This is a genomic window from Psychromonas sp. (assembly GCF_047632995.1).
GTDB lineage: Bacteria > Pseudomonadota > Gammaproteobacteria > Enterobacterales > Psychromonadaceae > Psychromonas.
In genome coordinates this window covers 1-25,124 of the sequence record NZ_JBLIEK010000052.1, presented here as the reverse complement: position 1 = coordinate 25,124, position 25,124 = coordinate 1, and the positions used below count along the sequence as shown (strand labels likewise).

19 protein-coding genes and 2 tRNA genes are annotated in these 25,124 nt (G+C 40.1%); 8 read left to right on the top strand and 13 right to left on the bottom strand.

The window, feature by feature from the left end; all coding sequences use genetic code 11:
• Positions 1–1,172: 1,172 nt before the first annotated feature.
• A tRNA-Arg gene (locus ACJAT7_RS10475) sits at positions 1,173–1,248 on the top strand.
• Positions 1,249–1,386: 138 nt separating this feature from the next.
• A tRNA-Arg gene (locus ACJAT7_RS10470) sits at positions 1,387–1,457 on the top strand.
• A gap of 94 nt (positions 1,458–1,551) precedes the next feature.
• Here the strand turns inward: ACJAT7_RS10470 and ACJAT7_RS10465 are convergent.
• The 6 genes from ACJAT7_RS10465 to ACJAT7_RS10440 form a co-directional block, all read right to left on the bottom strand.
• Positions 1,552–3,411, bottom strand: a complete 1,860-nt coding sequence (locus ACJAT7_RS10465; RefSeq protein ID WP_415226745.1) for a TIGR00341 family protein — start codon at positions 3,409–3,411, stop codon at positions 1,552–1,554.
• A 303-nt stretch (positions 3,412–3,714) separates the two neighbouring features.
• Entirely contained in the window at positions 3,715–5,034 is a 1,320-nt protein-coding gene (locus ACJAT7_RS10460; RefSeq protein ID WP_415226744.1) for a DEAD/DEAH box helicase, read from the bottom strand.
• 171 nt (positions 5,035–5,205) lie between these two features.
• Positions 5,206–5,502 (bottom strand): DUF406 family protein, encoded by a 297-nt coding sequence (locus ACJAT7_RS10455; RefSeq protein ID WP_415226743.1) that lies wholly within the window; start codon positions 5,500–5,502, stop codon positions 5,206–5,208.
• A 134-nt stretch (positions 5,503–5,636) separates the two neighbouring features.
• Positions 5,637–8,153, bottom strand: a complete 2,517-nt coding sequence (locus ACJAT7_RS10450; protein WP_415226742.1) for a glycogen/starch/alpha-glucan phosphorylase — start codon at positions 8,151–8,153, stop codon at positions 5,637–5,639.
• Positions 8,154–8,639: 486 nt separating this feature from the next.
• Positions 8,640–10,292, bottom strand: a complete 1,653-nt coding sequence (gene pgm / locus ACJAT7_RS10445) for a phosphoglucomutase (alpha-D-glucose-1,6-bisphosphate-dependent) (RefSeq protein ID WP_415226741.1) — start codon at positions 10,290–10,292, stop codon at positions 8,640–8,642.
• Between the two features lie 201 nt (positions 10,293–10,493).
• Entirely contained in the window at positions 10,494–11,120 is a 627-nt protein-coding gene (locus ACJAT7_RS10440) for a replication initiation regulator SeqA (protein WP_415226740.1), read from the bottom strand.
• A gap of 179 nt (positions 11,121–11,299) precedes the next feature.
• Here ACJAT7_RS10440 and ACJAT7_RS10435 point away from each other — a divergent pair, with 179 nt between their 5' ends.
• From ACJAT7_RS10435 to fur, 5 genes are all read left to right on the top strand, one after another.
• Positions 11,300–12,082, top strand: a complete 783-nt coding sequence (locus ACJAT7_RS10435) for an alpha/beta fold hydrolase (RefSeq protein WP_415226739.1) — start codon at positions 11,300–11,302, stop codon at positions 12,080–12,082.
• Positions 12,083–12,161: 79 nt separating this feature from the next.
• Positions 12,162–12,383, top strand: coding sequence for a DUF2788 domain-containing protein (locus ACJAT7_RS10430; RefSeq protein WP_415226738.1), 222 nt, complete (start codon positions 12,162–12,164; stop codon positions 12,381–12,383).
• 41 nt (positions 12,384–12,424) lie between these two features.
• Positions 12,425–12,694, top strand: a complete 270-nt coding sequence (ybfE, locus tag ACJAT7_RS10425; RefSeq protein WP_415226737.1) for a LexA regulated protein — start codon at positions 12,425–12,427, stop codon at positions 12,692–12,694.
• A gap of 24 nt (positions 12,695–12,718) precedes the next feature.
• Complete coding sequence (gene fldA / locus ACJAT7_RS10420; protein ID WP_415226736.1) at positions 12,719–13,246, top strand: flavodoxin FldA; 528 nt, start codon at positions 12,719–12,721, stop codon at positions 13,244–13,246.
• Positions 13,247–13,278: 32 nt separating this feature from the next.
• Positions 13,279–13,707 (top strand): ferric iron uptake transcriptional regulator, encoded by a 429-nt coding sequence (fur, locus tag ACJAT7_RS10415; protein ID WP_415226735.1) that lies wholly within the window; start codon positions 13,279–13,281, stop codon positions 13,705–13,707.
• Between the two features lie 111 nt (positions 13,708–13,818).
• Here fur and argA read toward each other — a convergent pair whose 3' ends face one another.
• Together argA and glgX are read right to left on the bottom strand one after the other, a co-directional pair.
• Positions 13,819–15,153 (bottom strand): amino-acid N-acetyltransferase, encoded by a 1,335-nt coding sequence (gene argA / locus ACJAT7_RS10410; protein ID WP_415226734.1) that lies wholly within the window; start codon positions 15,151–15,153, stop codon positions 13,819–13,821.
• Between the two features lie 73 nt (positions 15,154–15,226).
• A complete protein-coding gene (glgX, locus tag ACJAT7_RS10405) occupies positions 15,227–17,272 on the bottom strand; it encodes a glycogen debranching protein GlgX (protein ID WP_415226733.1) in 2,046 nt (681 codons plus the stop codon).
• A gap of 111 nt (positions 17,273–17,383) precedes the next feature.
• On the opposite strand from glgX, the gene ACJAT7_RS10400 reads away from it, so the two are divergent.
• Positions 17,384–17,770, top strand: a complete 387-nt coding sequence (locus tag ACJAT7_RS10400; RefSeq protein ID WP_415226732.1) for a rhodanese-like domain-containing protein — start codon at positions 17,384–17,386, stop codon at positions 17,768–17,770.
• 52 nt (positions 17,771–17,822) lie between these two features.
• Here the strand turns inward: ACJAT7_RS10400 and ACJAT7_RS10395 are convergent, their stop codons facing one another.
• The 5 genes from ACJAT7_RS10395 to clcA all read right to left on the bottom strand — a co-directional run bounded on the left by ACJAT7_RS10395 (position 17,823) and on the right by clcA (position 24,957).
• Positions 17,823–20,945 (bottom strand): efflux RND transporter permease subunit, encoded by a 3,123-nt coding sequence (locus ACJAT7_RS10395; protein WP_415226731.1) that lies wholly within the window; start codon positions 20,943–20,945, stop codon positions 17,823–17,825.
• Positions 20,942–22,027, bottom strand: coding sequence for an efflux RND transporter periplasmic adaptor subunit (locus ACJAT7_RS10390; protein WP_415226730.1), 1,086 nt, complete (start codon positions 22,025–22,027; stop codon positions 20,942–20,944). The genes ACJAT7_RS10395 and ACJAT7_RS10390 overlap by 4 nt, the downstream gene beginning before the upstream one ends.
• Before the next feature lie 156 nt (positions 22,028–22,183).
• Positions 22,184–22,534, bottom strand: a complete 351-nt coding sequence (gene erpA, locus ACJAT7_RS10385; protein ID WP_415226746.1) for an iron-sulfur cluster insertion protein ErpA — start codon at positions 22,532–22,534, stop codon at positions 22,184–22,186.
• A 186-nt stretch (positions 22,535–22,720) separates the two neighbouring features.
• The gene (locus ACJAT7_RS10380; RefSeq protein ID WP_415226729.1) at positions 22,721–23,470 is read right to left on the bottom strand and encodes a DUF6776 family protein; all 750 of its coding nucleotides are present in this window, start codon (positions 23,468–23,470) and stop codon (positions 22,721–22,723) included.
• 77 nt (positions 23,471–23,547) lie between these two features.
• The gene (gene clcA, locus ACJAT7_RS10375) at positions 23,548–24,957 is read right to left on the bottom strand and encodes a H(+)/Cl(-) exchange transporter ClcA (RefSeq protein ID WP_415226728.1); all 1,410 of its coding nucleotides are present in this window, start codon (positions 24,955–24,957) and stop codon (positions 23,548–23,550) included.
• Between the last annotated feature and the right edge of the window lie 167 nt (positions 24,958–25,124).

Below are 25,124 nucleotides of genomic sequence, written 5' to 3'. Positions count from 1 at the left end.
TCAATAATGATTCGCCATAAATTAGATTTATGGGATTCTTGTTTTCATTTGAAACATCAAATTTTGAAGTTTTAAAACTTATAGCAATATGCACGATTCCCTCCTAGGCATATAACATCTTATTAGGCGGCATAATTCCATTTTTTCACAAGAAAAACGCCCATCAATTATTTGTAATAAAAATAAACATTACATGTTTTGATACTACTTATCAAATGGTTACCTTTTCTAATAAGATCTACCTATTGTATAAAAGTGGAATTGTTCCGTACTTGCGGTGGAAACATGGAACACAGGCAGTGCTGTGTATGACGTTAAAGTGCTTTTTCGCCCCATATAATATAAGTTGTCTACAAACTATTAGAGAATCTAAGAAAAAAAGTTTATTTAGAAGATAAACACGATATTAATTTCCCATCTCATAAACTAGCAGAAATTCTGGCTTTGCGTAGCTGTATTCCTAAATCACCTAGCTTTGTGGTTGGTGAAAAACAGATTATTAATATGAGTCTGTCGACATTAGCTAAAGACCCTAATGAAGCTTATCAAATTGATGAGGAGCTTCTAGTTAATACAAGAAAGTCAGTGTTGGAGTTATTTGGAATCCAAATGCACGTGTGACATTTATTTGGTGTTTAATATGCTTTTTACTTGGCTGGTTAATGTTAGTTATATGGCAAAAGTTAACGTTAAGAGATGAAACGCGACCATCTGCTATGAGCTTACAGGAGACACTGACCTCATTTCTAAATCCCGTACTCTTATAGACTGGCATCCATACCATGTGAGCGGAGATTAACCGCAACTACTTGCTAATGTATTCAATGCGCACAAAGTCATCTTATGTTTTAGTGGCAAACCTAATGTTATTCAGTGATCATAGTAGATGTTATTAAGTGGCAGTGTTGGAATGTTTTTACCACCAATTCTGATGTGATTGGGTGGCACAACTGAAGTAATTGTCCATGTTGGCAGTGCTTCGCACTAATACAACCAGCTATTCTGTCCTTTCTTCCAATGTGAGCTGAAAAAAAAGCTCAAAGGCAAAGCTCATAAAGATTCAATAGGATCTGTGCTTGAGCAATAGCTTGTTGATATTAGATAGTTTTATATCGACTTAAACATAGGTTTGTATTGACAATTAACCTTCTAAAATAGAGTATATGTCTCATGTCCCTTTAGTTCAGTTGGATAGAACAAGAACCTCCTAAGTTTTAGACGTGAGTTCGAATCTCGCAGGGGACACCACTTCTTAATTAGCTTTATTTATATGTGCTAATGACCCATTATTTACAAATACTAATACAACAACCACATTAAACGTGCTACAGATAGTGCTATCAAATAACAAGAAACCTTCAATGCATTGATTTTAATAGTTATTTTATATTTAAAACTGTTAATAACGTCCGCCTCCTAAGCGGATGATCGGGGTTCGAGTCCCTGTGGAGAGACCAAATAAAAAATATCAATGCAAATCGCTTAGGTATAAACAAACAGAGTTCACCACTCAGGCGATATTCTACCTTGGAACATTTGTTCTATTCGTAATCACCTGCGAATAACAACCTGTGCTTCCATAATCACTTCACGCTGTAATTGTAATTCAATCTCTGCTTTTATTACATCTAGTTTTCCATTGGTTAATGCCGAAGGAGTGACTAATTCAACAGATAATTCTAACGGTTGTATCGCGCGAGCCCGAACTTGACGAATCGTTACCTGACCAATTTTTTTGCCTTCCAGTTGCTGCATGATGGATGATTCATCCGATAAACGCATGAAACTAAAAGCCAATGGTACACTAACTACCACTACTGCTATGAATGCAATCCCTAAACCTTTTTTAGCTAGCGTAAAAGGTGCAAAACCTAAAAATAAGAAGGTTAAAGCAGCCGCTAGCACTATGCCTGCCAGATTGGTTAAAAACAGTAAAAATGCTCCCCAAGCCACATAAAAATCAAGCCAACCCAATCCAATGCCGGTAACCGCAAGAGGCGGTACTAACGCCACAGCAATCGCGACGCCAGCCATACTCTTAGCGGCTTCAATACGTGCATGTGCATACGCTCCTGCAATACCTGATAGAACAGCAACGGCTAAATCTAATAAACTAGGACTGAGTCGAGCGGCTATTTCAGATGTCACGGTTTCCATAGGCATAATAAAACTGGCCATAGATGCAAAACCCAATGACAGGCATAAACCGATCAGTAGTGTTTTTATACTACTGCTTAATAAGCTAGTATCTTGCCGCACTAACGCCATAGATAAGGAAATAATAGGAGCCATTAAAGGAGCTAAAATCATTGCGCCAATAATTACGGGGGCTGAATTAGCAAATAATCCCACGCTGGCTAATAATGTAGATAACACCATCAAGGTCAAAAAAGCAGGGGAAGTCGTGGCGTTTTCGTACAATAAGTGATAAAGATCTTTAAACTCCTCCGTCGCCGCATGCGCGATAAAGGGTAATTTTTTGCTAACCATTTCAGTAATGGCTTCACCAACGGGTAAACGTGTTACTTTTCGCTGCTCTTTATGATTGTCTGATATCTCACTGATAGGTAATGCATCACCGACCAATAGATTCAATACACGTGAATCTGTGCCAACTAATAATTGATCTGCTTGATAGGACAGCCCATCAATTTTATAAGTTAACTCATGCCCATTGCTCACAGTGAATGATTTCGCTTTTAATAATCCGAGAAAATTAGGAAGATTTACCTTACGACGTAATGGCGCCATCACAAAAAAGAGTAACACTTCAATTACACTACGCGGAGCAACAATGATTGCATGACACATACCATCATTAATATGGGTATAAGGTAATATATTTCTAGATAAGGAAGCGCCATGCGCATGTTCAATAATCACTAAGCCAATCGCAGCGGTACTAAAATCACTTTCATTTTCTGTAGTAAACGTCATTTTTTGTGGCCGAATAGTACGAACATTCACAGCGTTAGCAAATGCAAATTTTAGTTTTTCACGCCAAGAAATACTCTTAGTGGTAGGTAATAAGTTAAAGCATTCGCCGAGTACCACTGAGCTTAACACTAATTGCCCATTACAACGCAGCACATCGACTTTTTGTGGGCTGGCAAGTTGCGCCGTTTGAATTGCTTTTTGCAGGTCGCTCTCGATACAAAATCCCCGCAGAGCATAACGTGAAGTTTGATGAGGTAGAATAGCTAAAAACCAACCACCTTTAATCGCCGCTTCAATAACCGCAGGCGCGTTCTCATCACTAATACAAGCATAAACGCGGCTTTCAGGGCTAAATTCAGCAGGTGATTCGTTTTCCCATACTTTTGGTAATACCTTATCTTTAAATAAAGCGACGACATTCTCGCTTATTTGCTCTTTCGTTTCACTATCAAAAAGTAAAAAACTATCAGACATGTCCCAATCTCTAATTTACAAAAAGTAGCCACAGTATGATCCGGTATTTTTATTAAAGCAATATATACCCGTTATCAATAGATAATGAAAAACCAGCAAGTCCAGAAGAGAGAAGGCGTGAATTTAAAACTCTCAAATCGATACCTTATAACAGAAAAAGGCAGGACTGCGAAAAGTCAGTAAAGCCAATATTTTTTCACGATAGCCTAGAAGATGTAACGTCATTATTTTACAAAAATTTAAGAGACAAAAAAAAGAGCTCATTCGAGCTCTTTTTTATTGTCGCCTGCATTACGCGATAATTTACTCTTCTATTTTTTTCTTACGACGCATCGGTGCGAAACCCATCTCTTCTGCTTCGTGGAAGATTTTATTAGGTGCCTTTTTCACTTTCTGCTTTTTAGTAGCGGCTATATTTTTGCTGCTCGAATCTGCCAATTTATTTTCAATGGGTTTAACCGCCACCTCTTGGAGCCCCTTAAATTTAGGCGTTATACCTTCAACACGATCAAAACTAATCTGTTGCTGTACAAACTCTTCTACTTTTTTAAAATTTAGCCAGTCGTGCGGACCAATAATTGAGATAGCATCCCCTTTTTCTCCCGCTCGGCCCGTTCGACCGATGCGGTGAATATACTCTTCAGTATGTTTCGGGATATCAAAATTAATAACATGGCTGACATTAAGTAAATCTAGACCACGAGAAGCGATATCAGTAGTGACTAATATTTGCGCTTTACCACGTGAAAACTTATCCATAATACTGTTACGATTGTTCTGCGTGAGATCGCCATGTAAAGCGACGGTCACATAGCCTTTTTCTGTCAATATAGCACTTAAACGTTCGGCATCTTTACGCGTTGCAGTAAACACAATTGCCTGTTTAATCGTTTCATTTTTAATAAAATGGAACAGTAATTTTTCTTTTTGATTTAAGTTGTCAGCGAGATAAAAACGTTGGCTAATTTCACTATGCTGTTGATTCTCTTCACCAATGGCAATACGCACTGGGGCCTTTAACAACTGTGCAGCAAATTCATTTACTTCAGCATGACCCAGTGTTGCAGAAAAGAGCAATGTTTGACGCAGACGATGACTCGCCTCTTCATTCACGGCTTTTAACTGTTCAGCAAAACCTAAATCAAGCATACGATCCGCTTCATCTAAAATTAACAACTCAAGCCCATGTAAGTGCAATAAACCTTTTTTAAGATGATCGACAATACGCCCTGGTGTGCCGACAACAAAATGGGGGTCTTTATCAAGCTGCTTAACTTGGTCGTTAAAATTTTCACCACCTAGTACTAACGTTGATTTCAAATTTGTGTTGGAAACTAATAAACGCAGTTGGGAATAAACCTGTTTTGCAAGTTCACGGGTTGGTGCCAAAATCAGGACGCGCGGATCTCGTTTTGTCAGCGCTCGTGTTCTTAAAACACGCTGCATTGCAGGTAGCAAATAAGCCAATGTTTTACCCGACCCCGTTTTTGATGATGCAAGTAAATCTTTTCCTGCAACGGCAACAGGGATTGCACTTGCCTGAATTTGCGTCGTTTCTGTAAACCCAAGGTGGGATAACGAAATGATTAAGCGACGGTCAATGGGTAAATCTTCAATCAGCAAAGTACTCTCCAATAGGGCAATATAAAATATAAGTGTGGTTAGGCCCTAGTATAACGATTAAGCGGGAAAAGAAGAAATTAAGATTTACTCTGGCAGGTAACAATATAGATATTTACGAATATAAATTAAAAGAGCCTATGTTTTAGACTCTTTTAAAGCTTCAGATCGAACTTAAATTGCACTTAACCCCATTTCAAAAATAAGTTTTTCTGCAGTACATTCAAATTGCAGTGATAGTTTACAAGTCTCACCCGTATCTGTTGTTTCTGTCTTTTTACTAAACTCAACACTCGGAAACCTGGCAACGGCCGCATCGATATATTTTTGAGCTAACAGCTCAACACTTGCCTTATCTGTGCCACTAAATGGCAGCACTAGAACTGTATCATCTTCAGCAATGACACTGCCCAGCTCAACGAAAGTACCACACGCTTCACATACGTCATTTGTATTTTGATCTTGAGACATAACAACCTCCTCGGTAATATTAAATGGATCGCTGAATAAAAACAGCTACTGAACACTACTGATTATACTGGGCTTTAAGCAAAAAAAAAGGCGATAATTAATTATCGCCTTTTAAATTTAATTGTTAAAACACATTATGCTAGTGGGTATTTTTTCAAATTCCAAATAGTGGTTGCGTAATCTTCAATTGAACGGTCAGAGTTAAATTTACCCATCGCGCCAGAGTTACGAATTACTTTCTCAGCCCATAAAGACTGGTCACGGTACGTCTCATCGATTTTCTGATGAGCGCCACAGTATGATGCGTAATCCGCAAGACATAAGTACTCATCACCGCCTTCAAGTAATGTGCGTTTGATATCAGATAGCGCACCAGGTTTGCCCGGTGTGAAGAAATCTGTATCTAACCAATCTAGGACTGATTTTAACTCAGGGTTGCTGTAGTAGTAATCAAAAGGATTGTAACCTTTCGCTTTAAGCTCTTTCACTTCCGCAACGCTTAGTCCGAAGATAAACATGTGCTCTGCACCAATCTCTTCTGCCATTTCGATATTTGCGCCATCCATAGTACCAACAGTTAGTGCACCATTGATTGCAAATTTCATATTACCAGTACCCGATGCTTCTAGGCCAGCAGTTGAAATTTGCTCAGAGATATCCGCAGCTGGGAACATTTTTTCAGCAAGTGATACGCGGTAGTTCGGTAAGAATACAACTTTTAGCTTACCTTTAACGCGTACGTCATTATTTACTTTATCTGCAATTTTGTTGAGCGCGTAAATAATCTGTTTAGCCATATGGTAACCCGGTGCCGCTTTAGCGCCGAATATAAATACACGTGGAACCATATCGTAATCAGGGTTATCGAGTAAACGTTTATACAGAGTCAAAATATGAATCATATTCAGTTGTTGACGCTTGTATTCGTGCAGACGTTTAATTTGAATATCAAAGATTGCATCAGCAGAAACTTCTACACCAGTTAAATCTTTAATGATTTTAGCTAATTCAAGTTTATTGTCTTTTTTGATATCCATAAAGCGTTTTTGCAAAGCAACATCTTTTGCTTTTGGTAATACGCCACGTAGTTTATCAAGATTAACTACCCAATCATTGCCCACTTCTTCATCATACAATGCAGCAAGCTTAGGATTACACGCTTTTAACCAACGACGAGGAGTAACACCATTCGTTACGTTAACTAATTTAGTTGGGAATAACTCATGATACTCTGGGAAAAGATCCGTTTTAACAAGTTCAGAGTGAACCGCAGCAACACCATTTACTTTGTATGAAGTAACAACACATAGATTTGCCATACATACTTTACGATCGCCGCCTTCTTGAATAATAGAAAGTTTTGTTTTCTTCTGAACATCGCCTGGCCATTTTTCTTCAACTAATTCTAAGAATTGACGGTTGATTTCGAAAATAATCTCAAGGTGACGAGGTAATACTTTTTCAAATAAGCTAACAGACCATTTTTCTAGTGCTTCTGGCAATAGCGTGTGGTTTGTGTATGCGAAAACTTTTTGACAGATTCCCCATGCAAAACTCCATTCCAGACGTTCTTCATCAACTAAAATGCGCATTAACTCAGGGATAGCGATTGTTGGATGCGTATCATTTAATTGAATCGCAACTTTATCAGCTAGTTTTGTCCAGTCAGTATTCGCACGTTTAAAACGACGTAGAATATCTTTAACAGAACAAGCACAGAAGAAGTATTGTTGAACTAGACGTAACTCTTTACCTTCAGGGGTTTCATCATTTGGGTATAATACTTTTGAAACAGTTTCTGCTTGTGATTTTTCAGCTTGCGCATCAACATAACCGCCCGCATTAAATACATCCCAATCGAACGCTTCATCAGAGCGACTTTCCCATAGACGTAAAATATTAACTGTTTTTGCACCGTAACCAACAATTGGCACATCCCATGGCACACCTTTTAGTTTCTGGCCAGCATGCCACACTTTATGTGAGCTGCCATCTTCATCAAAAACAGTTTCAACATAACCGTATAGCGGTACATGTTGGATAGACTCAGGACGGCAAATCTCCCATGGGTTACCGTATTCACGCCATGTATCAGGACGCTCAATTTGACGGCCATCTTGGAATGATTGTGCGAATAAGCCATGCTCGTAATGGATGCCATAGCCAATTGCAGGATAGCCAAGTGTTGCTAAAGAATCGATGAAACATGCGGCTAGACGACCTAGACCACCGTTACCAAGCGCCATATCAGGCTCTTCATCACAAATTTCATAGAGGTCTTTACCTAGACCTTTCAACGCTTCTTCAGCTGTTTTGAATAGTTGTAAGTTATGTAGGTTGTTTGAAAGCAAACGGCCCATTAAAAATTCAAGAGATAAATAATTCACAGAGCGAACATCTTTGCCCGCGTGATTTTGTTGAGTCTCTGTCAGTTTCTCAAAAACCATTTCATTAACGGCATAACAGGTTGCATTCCACCACGCTTTTTTATTCGCTTTATGTTGATCTGTACCTAAAGTTTTATGCAAACGATCTACAATTGCCTGTTGCATCTGATCAGCAGTACATTCAACTCCTGAAGTTAATTGCGTAGTCTCTTGTTTGGTTGTCGCTTTACTTTTTGCTGCAGTTGGGGTCTTTTTAGTAGCCATGAGGTACCTACATTTCCATGTTAATTAATAAAGAGCAAGTGTCATCTATCTGATAACTCGCCACTGTAAAATTTCGAATGATAACTTTAGTATCAAAATGATTAATACTGAACTATCTTTACCATTGTTCGCTTTTCAAGTAATTATTATCCTTAAAAACAGATACCACAATAAAGTGAGTTCAGCGGTTAGTCCTCCTCCTTTCATCTACGCCCCCCCCCGGAACTCTGTAAATATTTATTAAATTTAAGGAGTAGTTTGTAGGTATAATCAGTAGTCTAAAGCCATATTTCGATATGCAAGGGGGTGTTAAAAAGCGTTATATTTATTACTAATGATTGATCAAGATCATAAATCTAGAAGCGCTATGATTTTTATAAATGTAAATAAAATAAATTTCCAGCCTTAAATGTCTTATTTAAGCCTCTTTTTTTTAGAAAAGAGGCTTATAAATCGCAGATCTATTCTATTTTTCCCCGCAGATAATTACAAACCTGCTTTAGAAAAAGCCTGAGCGACGATTTCTTGTGCTTCTTTTTGGATTGCTGCGATATGCTCTTCGCCTATAAATGACTCTGAGTAGATTTTGTATATGTTTTCAGTACCTGATGGGCGCGCTGCAAACCAGCCGTTTTCAGTGGTCACTTTTAAACCACCGATAGCAGCACCATTACCTGAAGCATGCGTGAGTTTCTCAATAATTTTTTCACCCGCCAACATATCGGCTTCCACCATATCCGGGCTTAAATTAGCAAGAACGGCTTTTTGCTCTGGCGATGCAGGCGCATCAAAGCGCTGATAAATAGGTGAGCCAAATTTTTCAGTAAATTCTGCATAGTGCTCGCCAGGATCTTTACCTGTTACAGCAATAATTTCAGCCGCCAGCAACGCTAAGATAATACCGTCTTTATCAGTACTCCATACTGTGCCATCTTTACGCAAGAAAGAAGCCCCCGCGCTCTCTTCACCACCAAAACCGAATGTTCCGTTATAAAGGCCATCAACAAACCATTTAAAACCAACGGGCACTTCAGACATTTGACGTCCAAGCTGACCAACAACACGATCAATCATTGAGCTTGATACTAAGGTTTTACCAACAATCGCATTTGCTGGCCACTCAGTGCGATGGGTAAACAGGTAGTTTATTGCCACAGCCAAATAGTGGTTAGGGTTTAGCAAACCAGAGCTTCTAGTTACAATGCCGTGGCGATCGTAATCAGGATCATTGGCGATCGCCACATCAAATTTATCTTTTAATTTAATAAGCCCTGCCATTGCATAAGGAGAAGAGCAATCCATACGGATTTTCCCATCTTTATCTAAGGTCATAAAAGAGAAAGTAGGATCGACGCGATCATTGACGACTTCGATATCTAAACCATATGTTTTAGCAATAACAGGCCAGTAAGCAACACCTGAACCGCCTAACGTATCAACACCGATTTTGATGCCCGCTTTTGCAATCGCATCTAAATTTAGAACATTTTTCAGATCATCAACATAAGGCTGAATATAATCGTATTCTTCAACGAACTCGGACTCCATCGCTTCAGCGAAATCCCACTGCTCAATATCATCAAAGTTATCATTTAATATTTCATTAGCACGATCTTGGATAATTTTAGTTACATCACTATCGGCTGGACCGCCATTGGGTGGGTTGTATTTGAAACCGCCATCTTCAGGCGGATTATGCGAAGGTGTAATAACGATACCGTCAGCTAAATGACCGGGATTTTCTTTGTTGTATTGCAATATTGCATGAGAAATAACCGGTGTTGGTGTGTAACCGCCCCCTTCTTGAACTATCACTTTAATGCCGTTTGCAACCAATACCTGTATTGCTGAAATAAAAGCAGGCTCTGATAACGCATGCGTATCCTTACCAATAAACATAGGTCCTGTGTAACCTTGCTTAATACGGTATTCAGCTAATGCCTGACTGATTGCTAAAATATGCAATTCTGTAAAAGCATTCTTAAATGAGCTGCCTCGGTGCCCTGAAGTACCAAATGCGACCTGCTCACTGGCTAAGCTCACATCTGGAAGGTTAACGTAATACGCTGAAACCAATTTAGGGATATTTACTAAATCGCTTGCTTGTGCAGGTTGACCTGCCCGTGGATGAATTGCCATAATAATTATTACCTCAAAAGTATAAATAAATTGTTTTTAAAATATGCTTATCGAAAGTCCTATAAAAGTTACTGCTACTCCTAGGGGCTGTTTTTTCCTTCCAACTGCGTTATCAGTCGCTCATATAGAGTAACTATACAACTCTCCTTCTGCCTAAACAGCCTCCAGCAGTGATGGCGTCGAAAGGTCAACAGATCCTATTTAAATCTCTTCTTTTATACGTTCTATCAAATGCTCCGGATATCCCATAGAAGCCATCATTTGCGTCAAAATAATGCGTTTTCGACCCGTATTTGCATTTGTTATCACCCAAAATGGGGTATGCGGAATATCTCGCGGTTTACTTGCTTTTAATAGCGCAACTTCTTCTTCATTATCGGATGCTAATAAAGCATTTAAATTTTGTCCGAAATAATCTCGTGTACGCCCTTTGGTCGTATTAGCTGCAACAATAAATGCCGCTTTTTTTTCATAATACATAGTCGTCAGTAACATTTTAAATTTATTGGTAACGACAGACTCATTTTTAAAGACGGGATTAGCAAACAAAGCAGTAACACTCTGTACAACTGTATCAGACACACCGATATGTAAAGGAGAATCAATTGCAGGCGGACTGTCCTGTAGGTCAACAGAAACCACTTGCGACGCAGGAGGAATTGTAATAGTTACACTTTCGTCTTGAGTCTCTGTACTTTTTTGCTCGCTCGGTGCAGCGTTTGGTAATAAAAGTAGTCGGCGCAAAATCTGAGAAGGCGTTTCACCAAAAGCTTCGATATTAGCCAAAATATATTTATAAAGATCGTCTTCTATTTCTATTTTTTTCATTATTCCACCATTTGATTTTCACTCTGACACTTACCATTTCTAATCGTCTATCTTTATAAAAATCAACATTACAAAAAACCATTAGCCAATCTAATACCATGTTAAACTCAAATACAGATTATACTTTATTTACCATAACGGTAACTCTACTACTATATTTTCACTTAAAATCGAATCTTATGCTACTTAATTACCAACAAAAACAAACCGCTTTAAATGAAGCAGATCAAAAATGTGAGAATATTTTCATTATTCATGGGTTATTTGGCAGTTTATCAAACCTAGCGGGGATCGCCACCGCCTTACAAGAATATCAGCAGATTATATCGATTGATTTACGCAACCATGGTAATAGCCCTCATTCGCCTAGCATGAGCTATCAAGAGATGGCCAATGATCTGTTCGAATTGGCAGATCATCTTAACATTGAAAATTTTTCTGTTATAGGCCATTCAATGGGCGGAAAGGTCGCCATGACTTGCGCGCTGCAACGCCCTGAACGTATCAATAAAATTGTTATCGCCGACATCGCTCCTATCACTTATCCCAATAAACACAGTGACGTTTTAGCGGGGTTAAAAGCAGTGGCAAAACAGCAAATAAAGAGCAGACAATCTGCCGATTTAATATTAAGTCAATATGTCAAAACAGCAGAAGTCCGCCAATTTTTACTGAAATCGCTGCAGAAAAAAGGGGAACATTACCAACTGCAATTTAATTTAGAAGCGATCATAGCAAACTACGACTCGATTCGTGGCTGGCCAGCTATTGATAATGTATTTAATAAAGAGGCACTGTTTATTAAAGGTGGGAACTCTGATTATATCTGCGCCGATAACCAAAACACTATTTTGTACTTATTTCCCAAAGCAAAAGCCAAGGTGATTGAGAATACGGGACACTGGTTACATGCCGAAAAACCAAAGACTTTCAACCGCTTGATTAGCCAGTTTTTTAATTAAAAAATAATAATGGACTATAAATAAATCGCTGAGTATTCGCGTTTATGTTATATTCCTCTTTTTGAATGAAGCCAGTACTATGCTACAAGAATATACAGAACAAATAGAGATCATTGGCCTTTATGGGTTTTATATCCTACTTTTTTTGTTGATTGGTATGTCCATTCAAGATCTATTAAAACGCGGTGATGTGCCAAAATTTGGACGCAACATTGTATGGGCGGTACTGTTTTTTGGTTGTTTTGGTTTTATCGCTAAAGCAATCATCGAAATAATCTGGACCAGTGCTGGCATTGGTTAGTGATAAGCCACAAATAACAACAAATACTTTTAGGTAAAAGAATGGCAAAAGAATCATTTGATCGTATTACTCACGATCTTTTTGCTGATGAGGTACGTCCCGGTAGGCCTAAAAGCAACCCGCATTCTCGTCGCGTACAGCTTAAGATTAATAAGCAGCAACAGACACAGCGAGATAAGCAAAAAGGCTTAAAACGTATTGAATTAAAAGTTGATACGCAATTATTTGACGCACTCAATGAGCTATCAAAAGAGCAAAACATTAGTCGTGGTGAACTGATTAATCAGCTTCTTAACGCACAGATAAATTAATTTATAAATTAAAGGTATAACGATATGGCTAGTGTAGGCATTTTTTTTGGTAGCGACACGGGCAACACTGAAGCGGTTGCTAAAATGATCCAAAAAGAGTTGGGAAATAAATTAGTTGAAGTAAAAGATATCGCTAAAAGCAGTAAAGAAGAAATTGCTGAATACAGTTTACTTTTATTTGGAATTCCAACTTGGTACTACGGTGAACCGCAGTGTGATTGGGATGATTTTTTTCCTGATTTAGAAGATATTGATTTTAGCGATAAATTAGTCGCTATTTTCGGCTGTGGTGATCAGGAAGACTACGCGGAATACTTCCTCGATGCGATGGGGCAGCTTGGTAGCATAGTTGAAAGCAAGGGTGCAACCATTGTTGGTAACTGGCCAACTGCAAGTTATGAATTTGAAGCATCAAAAGCACTGGTAGATGATGACCATTTCATCGGGCTTGGTATTGATGAAGATCGCCAACCAGAATTAACCGCATCACGCGTCAAAGCATGGACAGAACAAATTTATGATGAAATGTGTTTAGCAGAGCTTGCTGACTAGTATTAATAGAGATAAACCGTTAGGAAATAATCATGCCTTTAGAAAGCGAAGCATTAAAAGAAGCTGGATTAAAAGTAACCTCACCACGAGTGAAAATTTTACGTTTACTTCAACTGCCAAAGAATCAACACATCAGTGCTGAAGATCTTTATAAAAAACTGCTCGCACAAGGAGATGAAGTTGGTGTCGCAACGGTTTATCGCGTATTAAATCAATTTGATGATGCAGGCATTGTCACTCGTCATCATTTTGAAGGTGGAAAATCAGTATTTGAACTTGCCAATCAACATCATCACGATCATCTTGTTTGCCTAAAATGCGGCAAAGTAATTGAATTTAATGATGATTTGATCGAGCAACAGCAGAAACTGATTGCTCAAAAACATGGCATAAAGCTTACCAATCACAGCCTTTACCTTTACGGTGAACCTGTTGACGGGGTATGTAACCATAAAAAATAAGCAGTCATTTCGCCCGAAAATAAAAAAGCCCGTTTTTAATTAAAACGGGCTTTTTTATTTTCGTTTGTTAGCAATCTCTTGGCAATAACTCATAGCCCCTGCTACAGGGTATTAACGAATCTTACGGATCAGAACTTTGGAACTACGTTTAAGGTTATAGAGTTCTTTTTTAGCGGAAGGCAAATCACTAATATCAGCAAACTGAAAGCCACGCTCTCTAAACCAATGAATACTTTGAGTAGTTAAAACAAAAATAGATTCTAAACCCAGCTCCCTTGCTTTACGCTCAATATGCACCACTAAATTATCGGCGCGTGCGCTACGACGGTATTCAGGGTGACTGACCAAGCAGGCAAGCTCGCCCATTTTTTCATCTTTAAACGGATAAAGTGCTGCGCAACCTATAACCATCCCATCTCGTTCAATAATTTGGAAATGACCAATCTCGTTTTCTAATAGCTCTCGTGAACGTTTAACTAAAACCCCTTGTTTTTCAAGTGGCTCAATCAACTCTAACAGCCCGCCAATATCATCAATAGTCGCGGTGCGGATCCGTTCATAACTCTCTTTTACAATTTGAGTACCCACACCATCGCGTGTAAACAGCTCTTTTAACAATGCACCTTCTTGATAATAACTGATCAAATGACTACGAGTTACCCCCGCTTTACAGGCAGCAACTGCCGCGCGTAAAAAATATAATGTGCCACTGGCCTGCTCAGACTCTTTTTCCATCAAATCAATATGGATCTGAGCCTGCTCAGGTAACAGTTCAGAAATCACCCTGCCTTGTTCATCTAACACACCCGTATTAGAACAAAAACCAATTAACTTATCCGCTTGTAAACCGATCGCCACTTGCGTTGCGACCTCTTCCGCGAGCAGGTTAAACACCTCACCGGTGACCGAATAACCAAGTGGTGAAATAACCGGTACAGCCCCGGATGCAAGTTGTGTTTTTATGCCGTCAACATCGATTCTTCGGACTTTTCCTGTATGACAAAAATCAACGCCATCTTTAACGCCTAGCGGCTGTGCTGTTACTACATTACTGACAACCGTGCGAATACTGGCGCCTTGCATCGGTGAGTTTGCAAGACCCATTGATAAACGCGCTTGTAATTCGATTTGTACCGCGCCCACTGCCTGCTTAACTAGCGCTAAACTTTGATCATCTGTAATACGTAAACCATTATGAAATTCACTAATATGGCCATGCAAATCGAGTTGTTTTTGAATTTGCGGACGCACACCATGCACTAATACAAGTTTGACACCGAGACTATTTAATAAAGCAATGTCATTGATAATATCCTGAAAATTATCCGTTTCTAATGCTTCACCACCGATCATTAAAACAAATGTTTTGTGGCGATGTGCATTAATATAAGGCGCTGAACTACGGAACCAATTAACTAATTCTGTTGAATCTTGTACAACTTCCATTTATTTACCTATTTCAAAAAACACATTGATAGCAGTGTGATGACTTTTATCAATTTTATCAATCACTCACCATTTATCCAATCAAAATTACTACAGATCGTGGTGCAACAAGGTATTCATTACTAAACCACTGTTTTTTATCTCCATTATTATAAATATCGTTACCATCCGCTAATGAAGTATCAACGATTCGCTGCCATTTACCGCTTGTGGATTTAGGTAACTCAAAGTTAAGCGCTTGCCAGAAAGCATTGCAAATAACATAAGAGACAACCGATGAATGAGGATCTTTACTTTCCATGGCAATAGCATGAGATTCCTCACTCCAATCAGGTTGATTTACTTTCACGCCATGCCAAACAATGCCCGACTGCTGAATAATATCATGCAAAGAATAGCGACAACTGGCATTGAGGTATATCTCTGTGCGTTGCTTAATTAAGGCTTTAGTAAAGTTAAAAAGCCCCCTGTTTTTTTTAATTTTACTCCAATCAAACCAAAATTTGGGATTATCCTGGCAATAACCGTTATTATTACCTTTTTGCGAATGGCCTATTTCATCGCCCATTAGAATCATCGGCGTACCTAAAGAGATCAAGGTAATGGTCAGCATGTTTTTCATCTGCTGAGTGCGTAGCTGAACTATTTTAGGATCATCCGTTTCACCTTCAACGCCATGATTCCAACTAAAATTATGGTCGCAGCCATCGCGATTATTTTCCCCATTAGGCAAATTATGCTTGCGGTTATAACTGACCAGATCATTAAGTGTAAAACCATCATGACAAGTAATAAAGTTAACCGATTTTTCCGGCTCAAAGTTATGCTCACCGTAAATATCCGGGCTACCAATTAAGCGATTGACAAAATCACTTACCATTCCTTTGTCGCCCCGCACAAAGCGACGTACATCATCCCTAAAGTGACCGTTCCATTCCCTCCAACGCTGCCCTGCCAAACTACCAACTTGATATAAGCCCCCCGCATCCCATGCTTCTGCAATCAGCTTAACGGGGGACAAGATGGGATCGGTATCAATACTAAATAGAGTAGGCGGACTGAGCATAGGTATGCCAAGCTCATCGCGAGATAAAATGGAGGCTAAATCAAAACGAAATCCATCGACATGCATTTTTTCTACCCAAAAGTGCAAGCTGTCAATAATCATGCGCCTAACGACGGAATGGGTCCCGTTAAGGGTATTACCACAGCCACTGAAATTCATATAGTGCAGATTATCTTTGGATAACATGTAGTAATCACGATTATCAAAACCACGCAATGAAAAAGTAGGCCCGCCTTCCCCGCCCTCTGCGGTATGGTTATAAACCACATCCAATATCACTTCAATATCAGCCGCATGCAGGGCCTTGACCATTTTCCTAAATTCATTAATCGGACCCAGCCTCGACTTGTCTGAGCTGTATTCGCGATGCACTGCGAAAAAGGATAATGGGCTGTATCCCCAATAGTTAGTTAACCCCGCGTGATGTTCACTGGGATCAAACTGATGAACAGGCATCAACTCAACGGCCGTTATCCCCAGCTCTTTTAAATAGGGAATCTTTTCAATTAACCCCGCATAGGTGCCGCGTTTATTTTTTGCGATTTTAGCACTTTGATGGCGCGTAAAACCGCCCACATGCATCTCATAAATAACCGTTTTATAAAAAGAGTGGCGAGGATGTTGATCCCCCTGCCAATCATAATCATCTATATCAACCACCACACTTTTTAAACATTTATCAAGGTTTGAGCCGCGGCCAAGCGCCGCGTTGCGAGAAAAATTTTCACCCCGTTCAACCAATAATCCATAGGGATCTAATAATACTTTCTCCGGGGCAAAGGCCATTCCTTCATAAGGGCGATACGGTCCATCGACACGAAAGCCATATAGTTGCCCAGGTTGCACATCTTCAATGAAAATATGCCAATAATAAGCGGTACGATTATCAATAGCTGAAAGTGTAAATATATAGCTCGCGGACACGTCATCTTTATGATCAAAAAAGAGCAGTTCAACACCTTCAGCCAGGCGCGAATAAATACAAAAATTGGCACCTTTACTTGTATAGGTAACACCTAACTTTTCAGGTGTTCCATTCGCAGTTAAAAACATACTACACTCCAGATCACACTTAAAATAAAACAGTAACCATTTAATTATATATAGTGCGTTACACTTAATTAAACATGCACATTTAAGAAAATGGTTTTTATAGGAAGTTACATGAAATTAGCTCATATGATAAGAATAGCCGCTCTTTTACTATTTAGCGTCTGCGCTCAAGCTAAAATAACGCAAATTGAGCCGCAGGTATTACTTAATAAAATTGACAATCAGCAAACTTTAGCCATTTTAGATGTGCGAAGTGAACAGGAGTTTTTAGAGAGCCATATCCAAGGTGCAATCAATATCCCCTATGATCAACTTGTGCAAAATAAGGAACGCATTGCACAATATAAAACACAACCGCTTGTTATTTATTGCCGCTCAGGCAGGCGAGCTCACATCGCCTACCAGACTTTACAAGGTTTAGGTTTTAATCAACTAATGGATTTAAAAGGGCATATCAATTTATGGCAAAAGCTTGATTTTCCATTAGTCACACAATGAACGGAGAATTAACCATTTACCACGCGCAGCAGTCAGCAGAACTGCACTGCGCTTAGCTCTGCTGCTTTTTAGCGCCAAATGCTCGCAGTGCGGCAGATGAATTATGACCAATCATTAGCAAACAGGGGGTTAAAATAAGCGTCAGCAAGGTAGCAAACGTTAACCCTCCCGCAATTGCTGTCGCCAGTTGCGACCACCATTGTGTAGACGGCGCGCCAAACTCAACCGTCCTGGTAAAGAAATCCAAATTCACTTTTAAGACCATTGGCATCAATCCCAAGATAGTCGTCACAGTAGTCAAAAGCACGGGACGAATACGTTGTGCGCCGGTTCTTAATATCGCTTCTTGAGTATTGATTCCTTCTCCTTTTAAAACATTATAAGTATCAATCAACACAATATTGTTATTAACCACTATCCCCGCCAGCGCGATCACACCGATACCAGACATTACAATACCAAAGGCAGTTTGGCTGAAGAATAAACCGATAAATACCCCGGCGGTAGAAAAAACAACCGCACTTAAAATCAAAAAAGCTTGATAAAAAGAGTTAAACTGTAAAACCAAAATCAACGCCATAATAGCTAATGCCACCATAAAAGCATTTTTTAAGAAATGCTCCGCTTCCTGCTGATCTTCATTTTGACCGCGTAGTTTTAAACTGACACGCGCATCCAACCCTAAGCTGGGAAACTCTTTTTCAAGCTCGGGTAAAATCAAGCTTAAGTTATACCCGGGTGCCATATCAGCACTCACTGTCATCACAATACGGCCATCCACTTTTTTAATAGAAGCTTGCTTGGGTGAGGGGATGAGGCTGACAAAATGACTGACAGGTATCTGCCCGGCAGCGGTTTGCACACGAATTTCTGAAAGCTTGCTTAAACTACGATCTTTTTCCGGATAGCGCACACGAATATCTAACTCATCGTCAACATCATCGGGCCGGTAAGTACCGAGCATCAAACCGTTGGTGAGAAATTGTACGCTGCTCCCCAATAGGGTCGCATCAGCTCCATAACGCGCAGCATCCGCCCGATTGATTTTAAATTGCCATTCCACACCGGGTTTTGCACCGTCATCTTCTATATTGATAAAATAATCTTTTTGCATTAATGCGTGGCGTAGCTTATTTGCGGCTCCCTGCAATAACTGCGGAAAACGGGAACTGATTTCGATTTGCAGATCTTTACCCGAAGGGGGACCTGCCTGATCTTTTTTCAGCTCAATTTCAACCCCCGGCAGATCCATAGTGCGTCGGTTAATATCGGCAATAATTTCATTCGCACTGCGCCTGACTTGCCAATCCCTCAAATTGATGCGCATATGACCCACTAATTCTCCGGTTGAATCGCCTGATTTCAGATAAAGCGTGTCAATTTCATCACGCAGCGGTAATATTTTCTGCTCAATGGTCGACATAATAGCGTCTTGCTCATCGATCGAAAAATCACCATATGAGCGCACTTTAACACTGATCCCCGGCGGCTCTACATCCGGAAAAAATTCAACACCAAGATGAGATTGTACAAACAAAGCAACGCCCGTAGCTGCAATAATGGAGGTCAGCAATAGGACAAGCCAGGGATGTTTAATCGCTTTGTTCAGGGTTTTTACATATCCCCCGGTAAATCCAGTTAAGGCGAAGAGATCCCCTTTATCTGCGATAAGCGCATTGTTTTTCTCTTTTTCAGAAAGAATCCTAGGCTTACCAAATACACTGCCTAATACGGGAATAAAAATAAGCGCCATTAGCAATGATGCAGTCAATGTTGCAATTAAGGTCAGCGGCAAATATTTCATAAACTCGCCCGTAATACCCGGCCAAAACAGCAGAGGCGCAAAGGCCGCCAAGGTCGTTGATGTTGAAGCGATAATCGGCCAAGCCATACGTTTAGCCGCATTCAGATATGCTTTATGGCGGGCCACACCCGCACTCATTTCACGATCAGCAAATTCAGTAACCACAATCGCGCCGTCAACCAGCATCCCCACGGCCATAATCAGCGCAAATAGCACCACAATATTGACAGTGATACCGGACATCCACAACACTAAAATCCCCGTTAAAAAGGATCCGGGAATAGCGATGCCCACCAAAGCCGCGCTGCGCATGCCCAGCACCCCGATGATCACAATTACCACTAACAATACAGCACTTAAGACATTGTTTTGCAGATCATTAAGCATGGTTTTAACATCTTTTGAGCTGTCGCCTGCATAACTAACGTGAATATTATTGGGCCAAAACGCGCTATTTTCTTCAACTAAGGCTTTGATTTTATCCACTGTGTAGATAATGTTTTCACCGGGACGTTTTACCACTTCTAACGAGATAGTCGGCAAACCATTAACGCGCACAAAACTTGACGGATCTTTAAACGTACGGCGAATTTGGGCAACATCTGCAAAGGTGATCACTTTATCACCCGACACTTTGACGGGCATCTCCATCACATCTTTAATGGTTGAAAACACCGCGGGTACTTTAATTGGGAAACGCCCTTTGCCCGTATCCATTACCCCCGCCGCAACCAAGCGATTATTACGTGAAATAAGGCTATAAATATCGCTCATATCCAGCTGATAACTTTGCATAAGCAAAGGATCAACCAATATTTCCACCATATCTTCACGATCGCCGCCAATATTAACTTCTAGCACTTCAGCAAAACCTTCTAACTTATCCTGCATCTCTCTAGCCAGCGTTATCAGCGCCCGCTCTGGCGCACTACCCGATAATAAAATAGTCAAAGCAGGATTTTCTGTGGCTAAGGTCACCTGTTTTACAATAGGATCGTCACTCTCCTGTGGTAATTTACCCTTGGCTTGATTCACTTTTTCATGTACATCATTCAATGCATCTTTAATATCGATATCAATATAAAACTCAATAACAATAGAAGCATAGCCTGAGCTAGCGGTTGATTTAATCTCTTTGATCCCTTCAATACTGCGCAGCTCCTGCTCAAGAGGGCGCAACAATAAGCGCTCGGCATCTTCAGGAGAGATCCCTTCATGGTTAACAGAAACATAAATAAAAGGGATGGGAATATCCGGATCGGATTCTTTAGGGACCTTGATATAAGCAGCAAGTCCAGCTATTAATAAAAAAACCAGCAGCATTAACAGCGCACGTTTACGTGATAACGAACCTGCAATAATCGTTTTCATAGCGACGATTCCGCAGCAATAGCCTGCACGCGATCGCCGGGTTTAACAAAGCCCTGCCCTAAGGTAATAATATCAACAGGACCGTCGAAACCAGATAACCATACGCCATCATTGTCAGCTTCAACAAGATTGATCGCTTTAAAAACAACAATGTTATCGGCAACAAATTTAATACCGAGATTGCCCTGCTCATCCATTGCCAGCACCGAAGGTGAAACATAGACGGCTTCAACAGGGTAAAGGGGGATAGATAATGTGGCGCTAATGCCGGCAAATATTTTTCCATCAGGATTGGGGAATTCAGCTTCAATACGAAAAGTACTGCTTTTGCTATCCGCTAACGATGCAATATAAGTGATTTTTCCTGAAATCTTATCGCCCGAGAGCAAGGTCGCGGAAACAACCTGCCCTAATGTTAACTGATTAATATGATGCTCTGTCGCATCGCCGCGAATCACAATGGGATCGATATTTTCCAAACTAAAAATAGGATCGCCGACCTGCAGATAATCCCCCTCTTGAGCAAATTGTTCCTGCAAAATTCCTGCAAAAGGGGCAATAATAGTGGTACGTTTTAATATTAGCTGCAGCTGTTTAACTTCCGTTTTAGACGCTAACAGTAAACTGTTAACTTCAGCTAAACGCCCCCGTCCTTGCAGTCCTTTATCATTTAATGATTTGACTGCGTTATAATTCAATAAACGCTCTGCAAGCAAGGCCTCTGCTTGCGCTAACCGTTGCGGTAATTCGCTTTTTTCAATCTCAACCAAAGCACTATTAACTTTTACATTGTGTCCTTTTTCAATCGCTATTTTGACTATTTTTCCCGCCACCTCAGTGCGAATAACGGCATGACTGTTGGCTTCACTTTTCCCATATAAAGTTAAAAACTTGGTCATTTGTTGCGGTTTAAAATGGGTAGTTTGTACCTTTGGTAACTTTTCTTCATGAGCGGCTATGGGTTGTTCACTTGATTGCTGCTCCGCTGGTTTCGAGAGCATCCAAAACAATAATAATCCGGAAATAAACAATGCGATCCAATAAGGTCGCAAAGCGAAATAACGGCGTAAACGAACAAACATAGATAAACCTCAATAAATAATGAAATTGTTCTATTAATGTTATATTAACAAAAGAGAGGATGCGAGTGGTAATAGCTAGATTTACAGGTAGAACGACATTTTAGGAAAGGAGGAGTGAAGTTCTCTCGGTAAAGAAACTTCACATAACAGATACAGTTAGATAGAGAATGAAGAGCCGCAACCACATGTTGCCGTTGCATTTGGATTATTAACTAAAAAACGCGATCCTTCTAACCCATTTATATAATCAACAGTGCCGCCAACGAGATACTGCAGACTCATGGAATCAATCACTAAGGTTACGCCATCATTTTCAATCAAGGTATCGTCTTCATTCACTTTTTCATCAAACGTAAAGCCGTATTGAAAGCCTGAACAGCCCCCGCCGGTCACGTAAACTCGTAATTTTAATGCTGGGTTTTTCTCTTCAGCAATAAGAGCTTTTACTTTATGCGCTGCGCTATCACTAAAATAAATGGGCAACGCCATTTCAACTTCGGATGTCATGGTAACCTCTAAAAATGTAAGCTGATTACTAAAAACAGCATTAAATTGGTATAAATTTTCGTTATTATCCAATAACCAACCAAATAGGTCAAGTAAGATGCGAATTTGATTAATCAATATCTAAAGCAATTGAAAATTCACCATTCGGAAAATAGTCCGTTGCTCGTGTAATAATCCTGGCTTTTTCTAAGGAGCAAGCTGTTGCTCTTCTGACTCAAAAGAGGTTAAATCGGTGCCTTCAAACTCACTAATATCTTCCTCTTCTTCAATCAGCGTTTTCCAGTCATAGCGCTGTGTTACCTGCTGCGCTTTATACCAACGATTACCCGGTACATTTAACTGTAAAATAACTTCATCAATGGTCATTTCTGGCGGTAATATAAAATCCCCTTTGATGGTTTGGAAATACTTGAATTTAAAAGTTGACGCAGACGTTTCACTCAGGGAACTTAACGCTCTGTTTTGCAAATGCCCATTATCAAGCCCAGAAAAGCTTATTGAAAATTTACCCGATAAAAAACGGCGATATTTTTGCGATTGCATTAACACCAGCTCATAATTCCATTCTCCTGTTTGTTTATTTTCAAGCACAGTGAATGAATAAATTTTCACACCTGAGGATTGCAGTTCAGGTGAAACAATTCGCTCATAAAAATACAACTTATTTGCAGAAATATTTAACTCTTTACTCAGTTGCATATTTTCTTGCGTCAATTGATTAATGGTCTGTTCATCAGTCATTAATTTCGCGTCGTTACGTGCAAGCTGCATAGATAGCTCAACTTTTTCAGCGCTGAGGGTTTGTAAATCCACTTCCATTAAGGCTAATGAATCAAGCAAAATATCTTGTTTAAATTTACCCAGCAAAAATCCCAACAATAAACAGATCATCGAAACAATAATCCACTTAATGAAACTTTGTTTTAACCGTTTCATTGCATACCCTTCTTATTATGAATACCAACCATACTCAAACGACTTGAATCTGCATGTTCAAGTCGTTGGGTATAATATTATTTATCTTTACCCAGACGGTGCATCGCTTTATTTCTTATTTCCTGACGTTTCTGACGCATCGACAGTCTCATTGTGCGTTCTAAGAGCTGTGTATAAATCGGCCGTCCACCCAAGGATTGTGCAACCATAGTCGCCCCTAAACAGGTCACTATTAAGGGTAAAATCATTTCATAATTGCTGGTCATCTCAATGACCAATAAGATACCGGTTATCGGCGCGCGCACGGTGGCGGCAAACAGCCCCCCCATACCTGCAATGGCAAATGTACCCGCTTCGGTCACTATTTCAGGAAACAATGCATGCGCCGCTAAACCAAATAACATACCAAATAACGTGCCGAGTGCTAAGGTAGGTGCAAACACACCACCTGGCGCTCCCGAGCTAAAACTAAGCAGAGAGGTTAAAACACGGAACAGGAAAATAACCATTAAGGTGCCGGCCAGAAAATGCCCGCCCGAGACCTCAGGAATGAGATCGAGACCACTGAATGCAAGTTCAGGCGCTAAAACCGATAGCGCACCAAAACCAGCCCCTAAAAACAAGCCAATAGCAACAAACCGCCAACGCTGGTTTTTATGAATAAATAGGTACATATCTAATGTAGCAAGCACCATTTTATTAAATAAGATACCAATCACGCCAAAACAGAAACCTAATAATAGATATAACCACAACGACATTAAATCAGGATGTGAGTAATGAGTAACCTCAACAACGGCCTGTTGACCGCTCAATAAACGCATCACAATAGTGGCCATTACCGCACTCAGAAATACACTTTTGGTTGAACTCAAACTGTAATTAAATTGTGATCGCATCTCTTCGATAACAAACATGATTCCGGCGAGTGGCGCATTAAATGCGGCAGCCAAACCACCAGCAGCACCAGCCGCCAACAGGGCTTGTGCATCGAGTTTGTCTACTTTAAAAACATCAGAGATCATGCGCCCGATATTGGCACCGAGCTGCACCGAAGGACCTTCCCGACCAAGTGCCATGCCACTGCCAAGCGCAAGTAGTCCACCGACAAATTTAACCGGAAGCACGCGTTTCCAGCGAACCGGTCGCATCCCCTCCATTGCCCCTTCAATTTCAGGAATACCACTACCGCCAGCTTCAGGGGCAAATCTATGGGTGATATAAAAAGCAAGCCCCGCCATTGCAGACGAGATAGGAATAGCGACTAACCATAAAGGGATTTCTGAATCACTATAAGTTGCAATGAGCAGCAAACGCATCTCACTGATCCAGATAATACCCTGATCAAAAAGTGCGGCAGCCCCCCCCGCCAAGGTACCTATAATCACAGATAACCACATCAGTAATGCGCTACTTTTGCGGGTGAAAAAACGATCGATAAAGCGTTTGAAATTACTCAGAAGAAATAAATGGATTCTTATTTTCATACAAATTTAAACAACTATTTAAAAGCGAGAATGGATATATACCCGTTACCAAGCAAATGCAAAAATCAGCAAATCGAGAGGTGGACAGATTCCATGCATGAAGTTGAAGATCTAACGGGTTAAATCAAGACTTCATAACAACGAAGATGCTTGCCTCTCGACTTGCC